Source organism: Brevundimonas sp. (assembly GCF_044239655.1).
Taxonomy (GTDB): Bacteria; Pseudomonadota; Alphaproteobacteria; order Caulobacterales; family Caulobacteraceae; genus Brevundimonas.
The window spans coordinates 1-15,376 of sequence record NZ_JBIIAY010000072.1; the positions used below are offsets into that span (position 1 = coordinate 1).

General features: G+C 65.8%; 14 protein-coding genes and 2 pseudogenes. 3 read left to right on the forward strand and 13 right to left on the reverse strand.

All coding sequences use genetic code 11. The features are described from left to right. The 3 genes from ACILQR_RS10585 to ACILQR_RS10595 all read right to left on the reverse strand — a co-directional run. Window positions 1-738: methionine--tRNA ligase (locus ACILQR_RS10585; RefSeq protein WP_395651389.1), on the reverse strand; the 738-nt coding region annotated here is incomplete at its 3' end. A gap of 147 nt (window positions 739-885) precedes the next feature. Then, window positions 886-1,377: a protein-tyrosine phosphatase family protein gene (locus ACILQR_RS10590; RefSeq protein WP_395651390.1), complete on the reverse strand. Its 492-nt coding sequence runs from the start codon at window positions 1,375-1,377 to the stop codon at window positions 886-888. Between the two features lie 276 nt (window positions 1,378-1,653). Then, complete coding sequence (locus tag ACILQR_RS10595) at window positions 1,654-2,307, reverse strand: murein L,D-transpeptidase catalytic domain-containing protein (protein WP_395651391.1); 654 nt, start codon at window positions 2,305-2,307, stop codon at window positions 1,654-1,656. A gap of 163 nt (window positions 2,308-2,470) precedes the next feature. On the opposite strand from ACILQR_RS10595, the gene ACILQR_RS10600 reads away from it, so the two are divergent. Continuing rightward, window positions 2,471-3,790, forward strand: a complete 1,320-nt coding sequence (locus ACILQR_RS10600; protein ID WP_395651392.1) for an amidohydrolase family protein — start codon at window positions 2,471-2,473, stop codon at window positions 3,788-3,790. A gap of 288 nt (window positions 3,791-4,078) precedes the next feature. Here ACILQR_RS10600 and ACILQR_RS10605 read toward each other — a convergent pair whose 3' ends face one another. Genes ACILQR_RS10605 through ACILQR_RS10635 form a run of 7 tightly spaced genes read right to left on the reverse strand, consistent with a single transcriptional unit; the run spans window position 4,079 to window position 11,396 of the window. After that, entirely contained in the window at window positions 4,079-5,410 is a 1,332-nt protein-coding gene (locus ACILQR_RS10605) for an MATE family efflux transporter (RefSeq protein ID WP_395651393.1), read from the reverse strand. Beyond that, the gene (locus ACILQR_RS10610; RefSeq protein ID WP_395651394.1) at window positions 5,404-6,132 is read right to left on the reverse strand and encodes a cytochrome ubiquinol oxidase subunit I; all 729 of its coding nucleotides are present in this window, start codon (window positions 6,130-6,132) and stop codon (window positions 5,404-5,406) included. The genes ACILQR_RS10605 and ACILQR_RS10610 overlap by 7 nt, the downstream gene beginning before the upstream one ends. A gap of 44 nt (window positions 6,133-6,176) precedes the next feature. Further along, window positions 6,177-7,907 (reverse strand): SulP family inorganic anion transporter, encoded by a 1,731-nt coding sequence (locus ACILQR_RS10615; protein WP_395651395.1) that lies wholly within the window; start codon window positions 7,905-7,907, stop codon window positions 6,177-6,179. Window position 7,908: 1 nt separating this feature from the next. After that, window positions 7,909-9,567 (reverse strand): TIGR01244 family sulfur transferase, encoded by a 1,659-nt coding sequence (locus tag ACILQR_RS10620; protein WP_395651396.1) that lies wholly within the window; start codon window positions 9,565-9,567, stop codon window positions 7,909-7,911. 34 nt (window positions 9,568-9,601) lie between these two features. Then, entirely contained in the window at window positions 9,602-10,030 is a 429-nt protein-coding gene (locus tag ACILQR_RS10625) for a DUF6691 family protein (RefSeq protein WP_395651397.1), read from the reverse strand. After that, on the reverse strand, window positions 10,027-10,470 hold the full coding sequence (locus tag ACILQR_RS10630; RefSeq protein WP_395651398.1) for a YeeE/YedE family protein: 444 nt from the start codon (window positions 10,468-10,470) through the stop codon (window positions 10,027-10,029). Before ACILQR_RS10630 ends, ACILQR_RS10625 begins: the two co-directional genes overlap by 4 nt. After that, window positions 10,470-11,396, reverse strand: coding sequence for an MBL fold metallo-hydrolase (locus tag ACILQR_RS10635; protein ID WP_395651399.1), 927 nt, complete (start codon window positions 11,394-11,396; stop codon window positions 10,470-10,472). Before ACILQR_RS10635 ends, ACILQR_RS10630 begins: the two co-directional genes overlap by 1 nt. Window positions 11,397-11,658: 262 nt before the next feature. Between ACILQR_RS10635 and ACILQR_RS10640 the strand changes: the two genes are divergently transcribed. Both ACILQR_RS10640 and ACILQR_RS10645 read left to right on the forward strand, forming a co-directional pair. Next, window positions 11,659-12,306 carry a peroxiredoxin gene (locus ACILQR_RS10640; protein WP_395651400.1) on the forward strand — a complete coding sequence of 216 codons (648 nt, stop codon included), beginning with the start codon at window positions 11,659-11,661 and terminating at the stop codon, window positions 12,304-12,306. Continuing rightward, complete coding sequence (locus ACILQR_RS10645; RefSeq protein ID WP_395651401.1) at window positions 12,306-12,701, forward strand: ArsR/SmtB family transcription factor; 396 nt, start codon at window positions 12,306-12,308, stop codon at window positions 12,699-12,701. The genes ACILQR_RS10640 and ACILQR_RS10645 overlap by 1 nt, the downstream gene beginning before the upstream one ends. 135 nt (window positions 12,702-12,836) lie before the next feature. Here the strand turns inward: ACILQR_RS10645 and ACILQR_RS10650 are convergent, their stop codons facing one another. From ACILQR_RS10650 to ACILQR_RS10660, 3 genes and pseudogenes are all read right to left on the reverse strand, one after another. Then, complete coding sequence (locus ACILQR_RS10650; RefSeq protein WP_395651402.1) at window positions 12,837-14,276, reverse strand: IS1182 family transposase; 1,440 nt, start codon at window positions 14,274-14,276, stop codon at window positions 12,837-12,839. 105 nt (window positions 14,277-14,381) lie between these two features. After that, window positions 14,382-15,157 (reverse strand): annotated as a pseudogene (locus tag ACILQR_RS10655) (IS5 family transposase). Between the two features lie 99 nt (window positions 15,158-15,256). Further along, window positions 15,257-15,376: pseudogene (locus ACILQR_RS10660) on the reverse strand (IS5/IS1182 family transposase); the annotation flags it as partial.

The following is a 15,376-nucleotide window of genomic DNA, read 5'->3' on the forward strand; positions in this document are numbered from 1 at the left end:
GCCGTCGGGCCCCACCACCGGCACGCCCCAGGCCAGGTCGCGGGTGATCCCCCGGTCGATCAGCCCCTCGTCCAGATGCTTGTAGGCGATCGACTTGGCCAGGGGCTGCCAGCCGGTCTTGCCGTCGACCCAGGCCCGGATCTGGGGCTCGATCTTCGTCTGCAACAGATACAGGTGGCGGGTATCGCGCACCTCGATGTTCCGGCTGCCCGACACCGACGAATAGGGATCGATCAGGTCGGTCGGGTCCAGCAACCGTCCGCAGTTGTCGCACTGGTCCCCGCGCGCCTTGGGATAGGCGCAGTGCGGGCACGTCCCCTCGACATAGCGGTCGGGCAGGAAGCGCGCGTCGTCGACCGAATAGACCATCTGGTCCACCCGCTCCTCGATCAGGCCGTTCGCCTCCAGGGCGGCCGCGAAATGCTGGGTCAGGCGGTGGTTGGGCGCGTTCGAGGACCGGCCGAACCAATCGTATGACAGGCCGAACGCCTCGCCCGCCGCCTTCTGGATCTGGTGCTGCTCGTCGCAATAGGTGCGCACGTCCTGCCCCGAGGCGGCGGCGGCCAGCTCGGCCGGGGTGCCGTGCTCGTCGGTGGCGCAGATATACAGGACCTCATTGCCCTGCCCCCGCTTGAATCGCGCCCAGACATCGGCCGGCAGCATCGACCCGGCCAGATTGCCCAGATGCTTGATGCCGTTGATGTACGGGAGGGCCGAGGTGATCAGGATGCGGGCCATGGGAATCCGAACGCGAAGGGAGCGGACGCATATAGAGCGGGTGAGCGGTTGCTCAAAATGCTGATGGGTGGGACGGGCCGATTGCGGCTTGGCGGCCGTGCCTGAAGACAGAAGTTCGCGATGTCAGTGAGGGGGTGGGAAGCGGACTCAAAGCGTAGGTATGATCAACGGAACCGCGTCGATCCATTCCCGCTGCGTGGCGGTATCGGGAACAGACGTTCCGCGTGCTTTGCTGATGAGGTTGAACGCAGCTTCCCCATCGAGACCGTCTAATCTGAGCACCAATGCGGCGATTAATGCTGAACGACCAATGCCAGCCCTACAATGGATCGCGGTCGCCTTGCCGCTTGACCTGATCTGATCCGCCAGTTGCACGGCTGTGACTTTGTTGCTTGGCACGCCTCGATCCGGGATAGGATAAGACACGAACTGTATCGATCGGGACGCGCACAGAGCGGCTTCGCCTTCCAAGCCGAGGTCTTCGATTTCGTCCGGTTCAAGCAGACTGATGACCACACCAACGCCCTCACGCTTCCAGTTGTCTACCTCGTCCTCCATCCAGTCGCCGGAACGAGGTCGCGCCATGATCGCGAGCCGCAAGGTTGTGGACGTGTTGATCCAGTAAAGGTCGGAAGCCATCGCTCACCTTGACCGCTGGGCGCTACCGACGCCACCAAAGTCCGCAACGGATCGACATCAATCATCTCCCCTTTCATTCTGGGCGCAGCGCAGCGGAGACCCGGAACAAGGCGGCACTGTAGAGAAGCGCGGGCGACCCGGAGGGCGGCGCGTAGAGCTAAATGGCGGAAGCAGACGCGTGCGCGACAGGTTCGCGCTCTCGCGCGCCGCCTTGTTCCGGGTCTGCGGCTCGCTGCGCTCGCCTTCGCCCGGAATGACGAAAGAAAGGGAAGCCGCTTAAGCCTGGGCGAACAGCAGCCGCCCCTCGCCCATCCGCTCGCGCAGCATCGGCAGGTCGGTGTGGGCGACCGAGAAACAGCCGTACGACCGCCCCAGCTTGCCTTCGCGGGCCAGCCAGTCGGGGTCGGCGTAGTCGGCGCCGTGGATGATGATGGCGCGCTCGCGGGCCATGTTGTTGGAGTATTCCAGCCCGTCCAGCAGGACGTTCGGCCCCTGTTGCGAGCCCCAGCCCGCGCCGGCGGTCGAATAGGCACCGACCGAGGACATGAAGCTTTCGGGGGTGTTGGAGAAGGTGCGGGCGTATCCCGAATGCTCGGGGTCGGAACCCCGGCCGTGGCAGGTGCGGAAGGCCGTGACCTGACCCGAATACAGATCGACCTCGTAGAACCGCTCTTCGCCCGAGAATTTCTGGAAATCGACCAGATACATCCGGTCCCGCAGGGGAATGCGGCGGTGATGCACGTCCAGCGCCTGCATGGCGCGCTGCATCAGTTCGGGGCGGACCCGGCGATAGGGATCCAGCGGCGGCGGCGCGGCCCGCTCATAGACGATGCGCGGTGCGGGCGGGGCGACGGGGGCGGGAACCGGAACGGCCTGGGCGAGTTGAACCGGAGCCTGAACGGCCTGGTTCGTGGCGCAGCCGGCGAGCATCGCCGAACCGCCCAACACAAGTCCTCGCCTTGATAGCCGCATGCGACGCCCCTCGCGCGGTTGATCCAAGTGGCTGTTTGTCGCCGAAGATCAGGTTTTGCACAACCTGCGCCTTGGCGCGCGGCCCTTCCCGTCTATGGTGAAATCCGGGTTTCGGGAGGACATGATGATCAAGCTTAACGTGGCGGTGTCGGCATTGTGGCTGGTTCTGGCGACAGGGGTGGCCGCGCAAACGCCCGCCTCGCGGACGGTTTCGCCCGATACGGGAACGACGTTCGTGCAAGTGGGGCGGCTTCTGGCCGACCCTGAGACGGGTGTTGTGCAGCGCGATAAAACTCTCGTGATCACCGGCAACCGCATCGTCGAAATCCGCGACGGCTTCGTCGGAGAGGGAAACATCGTCGATCTGAGGGACGATTTCGTCCTGCCCGGCCTGATCGACAGCCACGTCCACCTGACCGGCCAGCAGAACCCGAACGGCCGTCTGGAAGAGGTCACCCAGTCGAACGCCGAACAGGCGATGGTCGGGGCCGGCTATGCGCGCAAGACCTTGATGGCCGGCTTCACCACCGTGGCGGACCTGGGCGCATCCAATGAGGCGATCTTCGCCCTGCGTGACGCCGTGCGACGCGGCGACGTGCCCGGCCCGCGCATCATCGCGGCCGGGACGGCGGTCTCGATCCACGGCGGCCACGGCGACATCAACGGCTTCCGCGAAGACATCATGCACCTGTTGTCGCCCGAAAGCGTCTGTTCGGGGGCCGACGACTGCATGCGCGCGGTCCGGCTCCAGGTCCGCTCGGGGGCCGACATCATCAAGATCACCGCGACCGGCGGCGTCCTGTCCAACACCGCAGCGGGCCTGTCCCAGCAGTTCTCCGACGAGGAACTGACCGCCATCGTCGGCGCCGCCCACCGCATGGGCCGCCAGATCACAGCCCACGCCCACGGCGTCGACGGCATCAACGCCTTCCTGCGCGCCGGCGGCGATTCGATCGAGCACGGCACCTATCTGGACGACGAATCGATCCGACTGTTCCAGCGCGAGGGGACGTATCTGGTGCCCACCCTGCTGGCCGGGGATTTCGTGGCCCGCATCGCCTCGGGGCCGACCAATTTCTTCACCCCGGCCCAGACCGCCAAGGCCTTGGAGGCAGGCCCCAAGATGCTCGACATGGCCCGGCGCGCCCATGACGGCGGCGTCCGCATCGCCTTCGGCACCGACACCGGCGTCTCGGCCCACGGCGACAACGCCCAGGAGTTCGCCCTTCTGGTCCGCGCCGGAATGACCCCGCTGGAAGCCATCCAGTCGGCCACCGTCGGGGCGGCGGCACATCTCAGGATTTCGGATCAGGCGGGCCGCATCGCCGTAGGCATGCCCGCCGACCTCGTCGCCGTGTCGGGTGATCCCCTGACCGACGTCACGGCGCTCGAAGACATGGACTTCGTGATGAAGGGCGGCGTCGTCTACCTCGACGAATGACACCGTCCGGGAGGAATTTTTTCCTATTCAGGCCTTGAACTGTTCTTTGCCCTCCCCACCTGCGCTGTCGAGGTTTCACGTCCTGACGCCATGAGACCGCGCCAGCTTGCCGAGGGAGATTTCCGATAATGTGGCGGTCGCCACCACGCCAATCCGGTAACCTGTTGATTTATCAGCGTTCGGCTCGCGACCCAATGGCGGTTTGGCGGTTTGGCGGCCTGTTTCTGGACCGCCAACCGCCAGCGGATCGGCCTCAGCGGAGGCTCCACCGGGCGGCCCGGCCTTCCCTCACCCGATCCGACGCGCGACCCGCACGAACCGACCGGTCAACAGCACCGACGATACCAGGCTGGCGATGATCACCGCCCAGACCAGCCCGTCCACGCCGAGGCCATGCCCCAGCACCCAGCCCAGCGGCATCATCACCAGGGTGTAGGCCCCGAAATGCATGATCGTGGGCCACCACACGTCGCCCGCCGCCCGGTTGGCCGAGGCCGAGACCACCTGGATCCCATCCGCCACAAAGAACAGCGTCGCCAGTACCAGAGCCGGGGTCACCACCGCCAGCAGTAGCGGATCGCGATTATAGGCGCTGGCCACCCACGGTGCCGTCCCCCACAGCCCCAGCGCGACCAGCACGGTCAGCAGGCTGACCACCCCCAGCCCCACCAGCCCGGCGCGCAGCACGCCCGGCCCATCACCGGCCCCATAGGCCCGCCCGACCAGCACCGCCGTCGCCGCCGACATCCCCATGGGCACCATGAAGACGATCGCCGACACGTTCAGCACGATGGCCCAGGCCGAGGTCTCGATCGCCCCCAGCTGGCCCGCGATGAAGGTCATGGCCGCGAACGCCCCGACCTCGATGAAATAGCTGGACCCGGCCCCGTATCCGACCTTCCTCTGCTCGCGCTCGGCGGTGATGTCCCTGACCGGCTTGGCGAACACGCCCAGCGCCCGCGCCTCGGGCAGGCGCACGATATAGACCACCAGGAACACCGCCAGCGACGTCCGCGCCGCAAACGTCGCCCAGGCCGAGGCCGCCGCCCCGTCGATCCCGAGCCCCAGCAGATCGGGCACCAGCAGCAGGTTGAGTGCCAGATTGACCCCGTTGGCGATCCACATCGCCCACATCCCCGGCTTGGGCTTGTGCAGGGCCTCCAGAAAAAACTGCGCCGCCACGCTGACCAGATAGCCGGGCATCGACAGGGCGAAGATGCGCAAGGCGGGCGAAGACCCCTCGGCCAATCCGTCCGCCAGCCCCGCGTGCCTCAGCCCCAGCGGCCCCAGCAGCCACAGCACGATCATCGCCCCGATCCCGAGCTGCAGCGAATAGACCAGTCCCCGCCTCAACACGGCCCCGACCTCGGCGCGACGCCCCTCGCCCAGCATCCGGGCGGTCATGACCTGCACCCCCATCATCAGCCCGACCGCCGTGGTCACGACGATGCTCATCGGCGCCAGGGCCAGGGACGAATAGGCCAGTTCCTCGCTGGACCAGTTGCCGACCACGATCACGTCGGTCAGCCCCATGGTCATGATCCCCAGCCGCGCCAGGATCACCGGCCACGCAAGATGCAGCAGGTCTTTCGTCGCGGATCGGGTGGCGGGGCTCAACATGGGACGCGGCACGGACCACGGGCGAGGCTGCGGGTCAACTGTCTCCCTCCCCCTTGTGGGAGGGACGGCGACCCACGAATTCGGTCCTTCAGCAGGCGCCATGCCCCGACGGCACCCACGACCAGTGAGGTCGTCAGGTAGGAGGCGATCAAGGTGTGGAGCAGCCGGAAGGGAAACCTGGAGTTGAAGATGATGTCCAGCCACGACCCCGCCGGAACAAACTGACCCGCCGCGTTGATGGCGAAGCCGGTGGGCGTCTGCATCCAACTGTTCACGCTGAGGATCCAGGTGGCCGAGATAAAGGTGCCGAGCGCGACCATGCAGTTGGCTGCGAAATGCAGCTTCCGCCCCACCTTGCTCAGGCCGAAGAGCATGACACCAAGGAAGCCGGCTTCGAGGAAGAAGGCGGTCAGGACCTCATAGCCCATCAAGGGGCCCAGCACCGGCCCGGTCTTGACCGCGAAAATCGACCAGTTGGTGCCGAACTGGTAGGACATGACGATGCCGGACACGACGCCCACGGCAAAGATTACGGCAAAAATCTTCAGCCAGTATTTCAACATGTCCAGATAGACGCTCTTGCCCGTCTTCAGCCACAGGCCTTCCAGCACCGCCAGATAGCCGGCGAGGCCGATCGAGAAGGAGTGAAAAATGAAGTGGAAGCTGACGGTGAAGGCGAACTGGATGCGCGCCAGCAACACGGCATCGAGATGATCAAACATGGCCGGTCGCCTCGATTGGCGCCTGAGCCGAGCGGGAATGCGAGTTATGGCGCGCGGAGGAAGGCTGCACCGGTCAGTTCGTCAAAAGCCTGATGCTGCGACAGGAAGACCTTGCCGCCGAGGGCTTCCAGCAGATGTGACCGTTGCAGCGCGTCCATGACCGGCCCCTTCACCTCGGACAGATGCATCTGGACGCCTGCGTAGATCATGCGGTGATTGATGGCTTCGAGGCTTTCGAGCGCCGAGGCGTCGATGCCGTTCACCGCCGAACACATCAGGATGAGGTGCCGCAGGTCGGGATGTTCGGCGACCTGCTCCAGCACGAACTCCTCCAGCCACCGGGCATTGAGGTAGGTCAGGCTTTCGTCGATGCGGATCGTCAGGACGTTCGGATCGGTGATCACGGCGTGGCGCTTCACATTGCGGAAATGCTCGGTGTCGGGCACCCGCCCCACGATCGCCGCGTGAGGCCGTGAGGCGCGCCAGAGGTAGAGCGCCAGACTGAGCACCACGCCGGACACGACGCCGGGCTCGACGCCGGCCAACAGGGTGACCGCGATGGTCGCCGCCAGGGCGGCGAAGTCGGGCTTCGAGAACCGCCATATCGCGCGAGGGGTCTTGAAGTCGACGAGGCTGAGAACGGCCACGATGATGGTCGCCGCCAGGGTCGCGATGGGCAAGGCATAGAGGAGCGGCGTGAGCAGCAGCGCAGCAACCAGGATGCCGATGGCGGTGAAGGCCCCGGCGGCCGGCGTCTCGGCACCGGCGTCGAAGTTCACGACCGACCGCGCGAAACCGCCCGTGACGGGATAGCCGCCCGAGAATGCGGCGGCGACATTGGCGGCACCGAGGCCGATCAGTTCCTGGTCCGGATTGATCCTCTGCCGACGCTTGGCGGCCAGGGTCTGGGCGACCGAGACGGACTCGACGAAACCGATGACGGCGATCAGCAGGGCCGGCACGGCCAGTTGCTGCCAGAGCGCGAGATCGATCAAAGGCACTGTGAAGGGCGGCAGGCTCTGGGGGATGGTTCCGACCACCTTCACGCCCTGGGCCTCCAGATCGAACAGGATCACGGCGAGGGTGGACGCCGCGACGGCCGCGATCGGGCCGGCCTTGGCGATCAGATCGGCGGGACGAGCCGCCAGGCCGAATCGCATCAGGAGCGGCTTCAGGCCCTTTCGGACCCAGAACAGAAAAGCCGCGCTGGTCCCTCCGATGATCAGGGTCGGGACGTTGATGTCGCCGAGGTTGGCGATCAGGCTGGTGACGAGCTCCGGTATCGCCTCGCCGTGCGCGCTGACGCCGAGGATCGACTTCAACTGGCTGGTGGCGATGATGATGCCACTGGCCGTGATGAAGCCCGAAACCACGGGATGCGACAGCAGGTTACCGAGGAACCCGAGGCGCAGCACGCCCATGAACACAAGGATCAGGCCGGAAAGCAAGGCCAGGATAAGGGCCGCCGCGATGAACTCCGCGCTTCCTGGCGTCGCCACGCTTCCGGCCGCTGCCAGGGTCATCAGGGACACCACGGCGACGGGGCCGACGGCCAGCGTGCGGCTGGTGCCGAAGACGGCATAGGCGATGATCGGCAGGATGGACGCGTACAGCCCGACTTCGGGCGGCAGCCCCGCCAGCATGGCATAGGCCAGGCTTTGCGGGATCAGCATGATCGTAACGATGGCGGCCGCAACCAGGTCGCTGGTCAGGGTCGCGCGGTCGTAGCGCCGGCCCCAGTCGAGGACGGGAAGGTAGCGCGCAAGGGATGACATTTCAGGCCGCGTCTCGATGCTGGGGTTGCGCCATCCACTCATGGCCCTTCAGCATGCCGTTCCAGTAGATCCACGGCAGGGCTTCGGATTTCAGCAGCCAGGACAGGCGCTGGGGCTTGGTGCCTTCGATGATCCAGCTGGGGAAGCTGGGCAGCAGCTTGCCGCCATAGCCGAACTCGGCGAGCAGAATCTTGCCGCGCTCGACCGTCAGCGGACAAGAACCATAGCCATCGTAGACTGCCGTGGGCACCTTGTCGGCCAGGACGGCGATCAGGTTCTCGGCCACGACCGGTGCCTGCTTCCGCGCGGCCGCCATCGTCTTGGCGTTGGGGGTCGAACCGCCGTCGCCCAGGCCGAAGACGTTGGCGTGGCGGACGTGCTGGAGGCTGGCCTGATCGACGTCGACGTAGCCCGCCTCATTGGCCAACGGGCTGCGGGCGATGAAGGCCGGTGCCCTTTGCGGCGGCGTGACGTGGATCATGTCAAAGGACTTCGTGACCTCGCCCGCCTTCTCTTTGAAGGTGGCGGTCCGGTCGGAACCATTCACCGCGACGAGCGTGGACTCGAACTGCAGGTCGATGCCGTAGCGGCTGACGTATTCCATCAGCGGCGGCACGAACTCCTTGACCCCGAACAGAACCGCGCCCGCGTTGTGGAACTGGACGTCGATGTCCTTGAGGACGCCGGTCCGCAGCCAGTGGTCACAGGACAGATACATCGCCTTCTGCGGTGCCCCGGCGCATTTGATCGGCATCGGAGGTTGGGTGAACAGGGCTGTCCCGCCCTTCAGGGTCTGAACCAGGTCCCAGGTGTAGGGGGCGGTGTCATAGCTGTAGTTGGAGGTGACGCCGTTCTTGCCGAGCGTTTCGGGCAGGCCGTCGATCGCGGCCCAGTCCAGGGTGTTGCCGGGAGCCACGACCAGGGCGCGATAGCCGACCGTGCTGCCATCTTCCAGGGTGACCTGGTCACGCTCCGGCTCGAAGCTGGCGACCGCACCCTTGATCCAGCGCACGCCCGCCGGGATCACGGAGGCCTGGGCCCTGCGGGTGTCCTTCACGTCGAAGACGCCGCCGCCGACCATGGTCCAGCCGGGCTGATAGTCGTGGGTTTCGCACGGCTCGATGACCACGATGTCCAGGTTACGATCGCGTTCCTTCAGGGAGGCGGCCGTGGCCAGACCGGCCGATCCGCCGCCGACGATGACGACGTCGGCCTGCTCGGGGCGCGCGCCCGTCGGCGTGATCATCCGCGTTTCCAGCCGGGGGCGCAGCGCCGAAAGATCATAGCCCGCACCGGCGGCGGTCGCGATCAGGGCGTCCGCCGGTTGAGCCCCGGCCTGCGTCAGGGCCCACAGCGTCGTCGAGCGCGTGCCGGTGCGGCAATAGGCGAGGATCGGTCCGTCCAGCCGCATCAGGGCGTCGGCCATACAGGCGACGTCGGCATCGCTGATCTTGCCGCCGACCGTCGGCACATGGGCAAATCCCATGCCGTGGGACGCGGCCACGGTCTGCATTTCGGCCGCGCTCGGCTGTCCCGGCTCCTCGCCGTCGGGCCGATTGTCGATGATCGCGCGATAGCCGTCGCGGGCCGCCTGGGCGACGTCCGCCTCGCTGAGTTGTGGCGAGACCGAGAGGGAGGGCGTGAGGGCCTTGAACGGCATGATAGTCCTCATTGTTGGATGCGGCTGGCAGCGATCAGGCCTTCGCCGGAGCGGCGGGCAGCAGGCGGTGCAGGATCATTCCGGCCAGCATGGCCACGACGAAGATGGCGGCAGGGAAAGGCGCGATGGCGAGGTCGGCGATGGCGGGGCCGGGGCACAGACCGGCGATGCCCCAGCCGATTCCGAACAGGGCGGCGCCGCCTACCAGGCGGGGGTCGAGATCGCGGGCTGTGGGCAGGGCGAACCGCTCGGCCGCCATCGGCGAAGGCATGCGCTTCTGGATGCGCCAGGCGATGGCCATGGGGATCAGGGCCCCGCCCATGACGAAGGCCAGCGTCGGGTCCCAAGCACCGAACAGGTCGAGGAAGCCTCGCACGCGCTGCGGATCGGCCATGCCGGACACGGCCAGACCGGCCCCGAACAGGGTGCCCGCGATCAGGGCGAAGGCGATGGGGCGCTTCATTGTCCCAGCCCCAGAGCGTTCATGGCGGCGACGGTCGCGAAGCCGGTCAACATGAAGGTGGCGGTCGCTACCAGCGATCGGGCCGACAGCCGCGACATGCCGCAAACCCCGTGTCCACTGGTGCAGCCGCTGCCCAACCGGGTGCCGAACCCGACCACCAGGCCGCCGATGATCAGGGCGGGAAGGCCCTGTTCGAACCGTGCTTCGACGGGTCCGAGGATCAAGGCGACCAGCAGGGCCCCCAGAGGCAGTCCGATCACGAAGGCGATCGACAGCGGCAGCGGCGCGCCATCGACGGTCATCCCCGTGGCTCGCGCCGCCAGCCCGCTGACGCCCGCGATCCGGCCGAGGCCCAGCAGCATGATGGCCGAGGCCGTGCCGATCATCAGGCCGCCGATCAGCCCCTGGACCGGCATGGCGTTTTCAAGAAAGTCACCCATCACAGCACGTCCAGCGGGATCTTGAGGTAGCGGGTGCCGTTCGATTCCGGCTCTGGCAGATGACCGCCGCGCATGTTCACCTGGATCGAGGGCAGGATCAGCTTGGGCATCGACAGGGTGGCGTCGCGCGCATTCCGCATGGACACGAACTCGTCCTCGCCGACGCCTTCATGGACATGGACATTTCCAGTACGCTGCGCGCCGACCGTGGTTTCCCACGCAAAGGTGTCGCGCCCTGCGGCCTTGTAATCATGGCAATGGAATAGCCGGGTCTGGTCCGGCAGGGCCATCAGGCGACGGATGGAGCGGTAAAGCTGCCGGGAATCGCCGCCGGGGAAGTCGGCCCGAGCCGTGCCGTAGTCCGGCATGAACAGGGTGTCGCCGGTGAAGACGGCGTCGCCGATCACATAGGCCAGGTCCGCCGGCGTATGGCCGGGGACGTGCAGCGCCATCGCCTCGATCCCGCCCAGCTGGAACCGGTCGCCGTCTTCGAACAGGCGGTTGAACTCCGAGCCGTCGCGGGCGAATTCGGTGCCCTCGTTGAAGATCTTTCCGAAGACGTTCTGGACGTGGATGATCTCGCGACCGATCGCGAGTTGTCCGCCCAGATGGTCTTTCAGATAGGGCGCGGCCGACAGGTGATCCGCGTGGGCGTGGGTTTCGAGCAGCCAGGTGACCGTCAGGCCCTGGGCCTTCACATGGGCGATGATGGCGTCTGCCGAGGCGAAGGAGGTGCGGCCCGCCGCCGCGTCATAGTCCAGCACACTGTCGATCACGGCTGCCTCGCGGGTCATCGGATCGTGGACGACATAGCTGACCGTGTTGGTCGGTTCGTCGAAGAAGCTGTGGACGACCGGAACCTGACCCGAGCCGCTCCGGGCCCGCTCGATGATCGTCGTCGCCGCGTCGAGGTGTGCATCGGTCATGGTGGACTCCAACGGACTGGGGAGAGAGGGGGCGTTCATGGGCGGCACGCTCGTGTCGGGAGCAGGGAGCAGACAGGAAGGTCCGCCATCGGTCGTTGACGCAGATCAAGGGCGGGCCGGCGCGCCTTGGTGGAGTTCGAGATCAACAGTTGGTCAGCGGGAAACATCATTGCAGTTCGGCTTCAACATCACGATTACAATATATGTGTAATCGTGTATATGAGTTGCGTCAACCCGGCCGTGGTGCCAACGAGAAATGATGATGGATCTGCCTGCTCCCGCCGCCACCCCAGACCAGCGCCCGCTACGGATGGGCGACATCGCGCCCGACTTTCAGGCCCGCTCAACCCTTGGGCCGGTAAAGCTGTCGGACTATCGCGGCCGATGGCTGGTGTTCTTCTCGCATCCGGCCGACTTCACGCCCGTCTGCACCAGTGAGTTCGTGGCGATCGCGCGGGCCGCCGAGGCCTTCGCCGCGCTGGATTGCGGGCTGCTGGGTCTGTCGGTGGACAGTCTCTATTCTCACCTGGCCTGGGTCCGGGCGATCCGCGACGGCTTCGACGTCACCATCCCGTTCCCCATCGTCGAGGATCCGTCGATGGCGATCGGCCGTGCCTATGGGATGATCGAGGCGGACGCCGCCGATTCATCCGCCGTGCGGGCGACCTATTTCATCGATCCCGACGGCGTCATTCGCGCCATGACCTGGTATCCGCTGAACGTCGGCCGCTCGGTCGAGGAGATGCTGCGCATGGTAGTGGCGCTCCAGCGGACGGCCGGTGGCGACGTACTGGCCCCTGAGGGGTGGCGTCCAGGCGGTGATCTCCTTGCGACGGCACCACAGGATCAGCAGCCCGTTCTCGCGGACGACGACAGGGCGTGGTTCCACCGCACACAGGCGGACGCCTGATGACCCTCTATGCCTCACGCGCCGCCGCCGACGCCGCTGCTGACCGGCTGAAGACCTACGCCCAGCCCCAGCGGCTGATGATCCTGTCACGCCTGATTGACGGCGAACGCACTGTCAGCGAGATCGATGAGGCCACCGGCATCGGCCAACCGGCACTGAGTCAACAGCTGGCAGAGCTGCGACGCGCCGATGTGGTCAAGACGCGCCGCGAGGCCAAACAGGTCTACTATCGCCTGGCCGATGAGAATGTGACGACGTGCGTCAGGGGGATCGAGGCCATGTTCGGCGGCAATCCCAACATGGTTGGAGCGCTGACGGCCGCCCTTACAGGCACGACGTCTCCGCGTATCGCGTCGCGCCATAATGGGGCGGCGGCATTCGCACGGATCGGATAGCGGACTGGCTGAACACGATTGTCCGGCAATGGACCGGCCCAGTGACCGACAATGTCCGCAATGGGTCGAGGCTGTGTAAGAACGCGCTGAGTTGCCTGGTCGCCGGGTGGCGGCGAGGCGCAGAGCTCCGTCGGCTCAGGCTTTGATCGCCTCCATCAGCGGCTTGGTTCCCAGCACCGCCATGACCCGTTTCATGTTGTAGGCCAGGATGTGGAGGCTGATCTCGGTCTTCACGTTGGGCAGGCGCTTCATCAGGAAGTGGGTGTGGCCCATCCAGGCCTTGATGGTGCCGAACGGGTGTTCGACCAGACTTCGGCGGACGCGCATGGCGCGCGGCGTTAGGTCCATCCGGGTCTGGAGGGCATCGACGACCGCCTCATGTTCCCAGCGCCTTATCCGCCGTTCCAGGGTCGGCGTGCATTGAGGCTTGAGGCGACAGCCGGTGCAACTGACCCGGTCCCAGTAGCGGTGGATGTTCTGGCCTCGCTCGACGGTCGTCATGTGATGCGGCCGCAGCGCCCCGGCTGGGCAGCGATAGGCGTCCTTGTCGGGCAGATAGACGAAGTCCTGCTTGCCGAACCGGCCGTCCGCCTTGGCCCCGGACGTCAGCGGCTTGGGCACGAAGGGCGTTACGCCCATGGCTTCGCAGGCCAGGATCTCCTCGCCGGAGAAGTAGCCCCGATCCGCCAGCACATCGAGCGTCTTGACCCCCATCGCGTCACGAGCCTTTGCCGCCATGCAGGCGAGCTGATCGCGATCGTGGCCCGTCATGACCACGTCGTGGGCGACGATCAGGTGATGCTCGCCCTCCACGGCGGACTGGACGTTGTAGCCGACGATCCCGCGGCCCCGACCGGACGTGGCCATGGACCGGGCGTCCGGGTCGGTCAGGGAGACCTGATTGTCGGGCGCGGCCTCGATCTGCGCTTCCATGGTCTTCAGCTTCGCCATCTGAGCGCGGAGCAACTCGACCTTCTCCACTAGCCGACCGGATCTGGCTTCGGCGGCCTCACCCTCCTGCCGGTCCGCCGTGTCAAGTGCCTGTAGATAACCGGCGATGTGTTCGGCCACCTGCTCCATGCGCTTCTTCAGCTTGGTGACGGTGAAGTTCCTGTCGCGGGTGTTCACCGCCTTGAACTTCGAACCGTCGATGGCGACCAAGCCTGTCCCGAACAGCCCGAGCTGGCGGCACAGAACTACGAACTGGGCGCAGGCCGCCTGGATCACCGGACCGTTCTCACGACGGAAACCGGCGATGGTCTTGTGATCCGGAGCCAGCCGTCCCGTCAGCCACATCAGTTCTACATTGCGCTGCGCCTCGCGCTCCAGCCGCCGGCTGGACTGCACCTTGTTCAGGTAGCCATAGACGTAAAGCTTCAGCAGCATGGCCGGATGATAGGCCGGTCGGCCCGTCGCCGCCGGCGTCATGCCCTCAAAGCCCAGACCCCTCAGATCCAGTTTGTCGACGAAAACATCGACCACCCGGACCGGATTATCCTCGGCCACATAGTCGTCGAGACATTCGGGAAGCAGCGTCGGCTGCCGGCGATCTACACCCTGAACGAAGCGGCTCATACCCACCTCCTGAAGACCTCAGGAGGCTACCCTAATTCGCTCATTCCCGAGGCGTTTTCACACAGCCTCGGTCTACTGAGTCTCGAACATATCCTTTAGCGGACCCTAGGCGGTGTGGACAAAGTGTCTGATCCACAGTCGGATTGATGCGACGAGGACGAAGCCGAGGAAGCTGTCGGCGGTTTTGTCATAGCGGGTGGCCAGTCGGCGGCTGTGTTTCAGCTTTGAGAAGCATCGCTCGATGAGGTTTCGCAAGCTGTAGATGTGACCGTCGATGACGGGCTGAACCTTGCGGTTCCGCTTGGCCGGGATGACGGCGGCGACGCCTCGCGCCTCGCGCCTCGAGGTCGGCGAGGATGAAGTCTGCGTCGTATCCCTTGTCGGCGAGCAGGACGCGAGGCGTAGGCCCGGGCTCGTTCATGACGGGGCCGTAGCCCTTCATATCCGAGACCGACCGCCGCTCAGCATGACCGCGACAGGGAGGCCCAGAGCGTTGCTGCGGAGATGGATCTTGGTCGAGAAGCCACCACGCGAGCGGCCAAGACCCTGGTCCTGATCCCCTTTTTTAGCGCGCCGGCGGCGTGCTGATAAGCGCGAATAATGGTGGAATCGATCATCTGGACGCCGGCGTGACCTTCGCCAGTCTCGTTCAGCGCCTCAAGCATGACGTCCCAGGTCCCCGCCTGTGTCCAGCGCCGGAACTGGCGATAGACCGAGTTCCATGTCCAGAAATGGCTGTGCAGGTCACGCCATGCAGTCCCCGTCCGGGCGATCCAGAACACACCGTCCAGCACCAGCCGGTGATCGCGGGGCCGCCGCCCTCGCCTTGGCCCCGTCTCGACCACGAACGGCTCGAAGAACGCCCACTCCGCATCCGACATCAAACCACGAACCAACACCGCTCTCCGCAAAGAACAGCCTTGAATCAGCGATCAGGCGATTTTGGAATCCTCTTTGTCCACACGGCCTAGGGTCCGGACTCATTTGATCCAGTAGCAGACGATGGCTGCGATGAGGACGCCGGAGAGGAAGTTGCCGGCGAGCTTGTCGTATCGTGTGGCGACGCGTCGATAGTCCTTCAGTCTGGCCCAGAGGCGTTC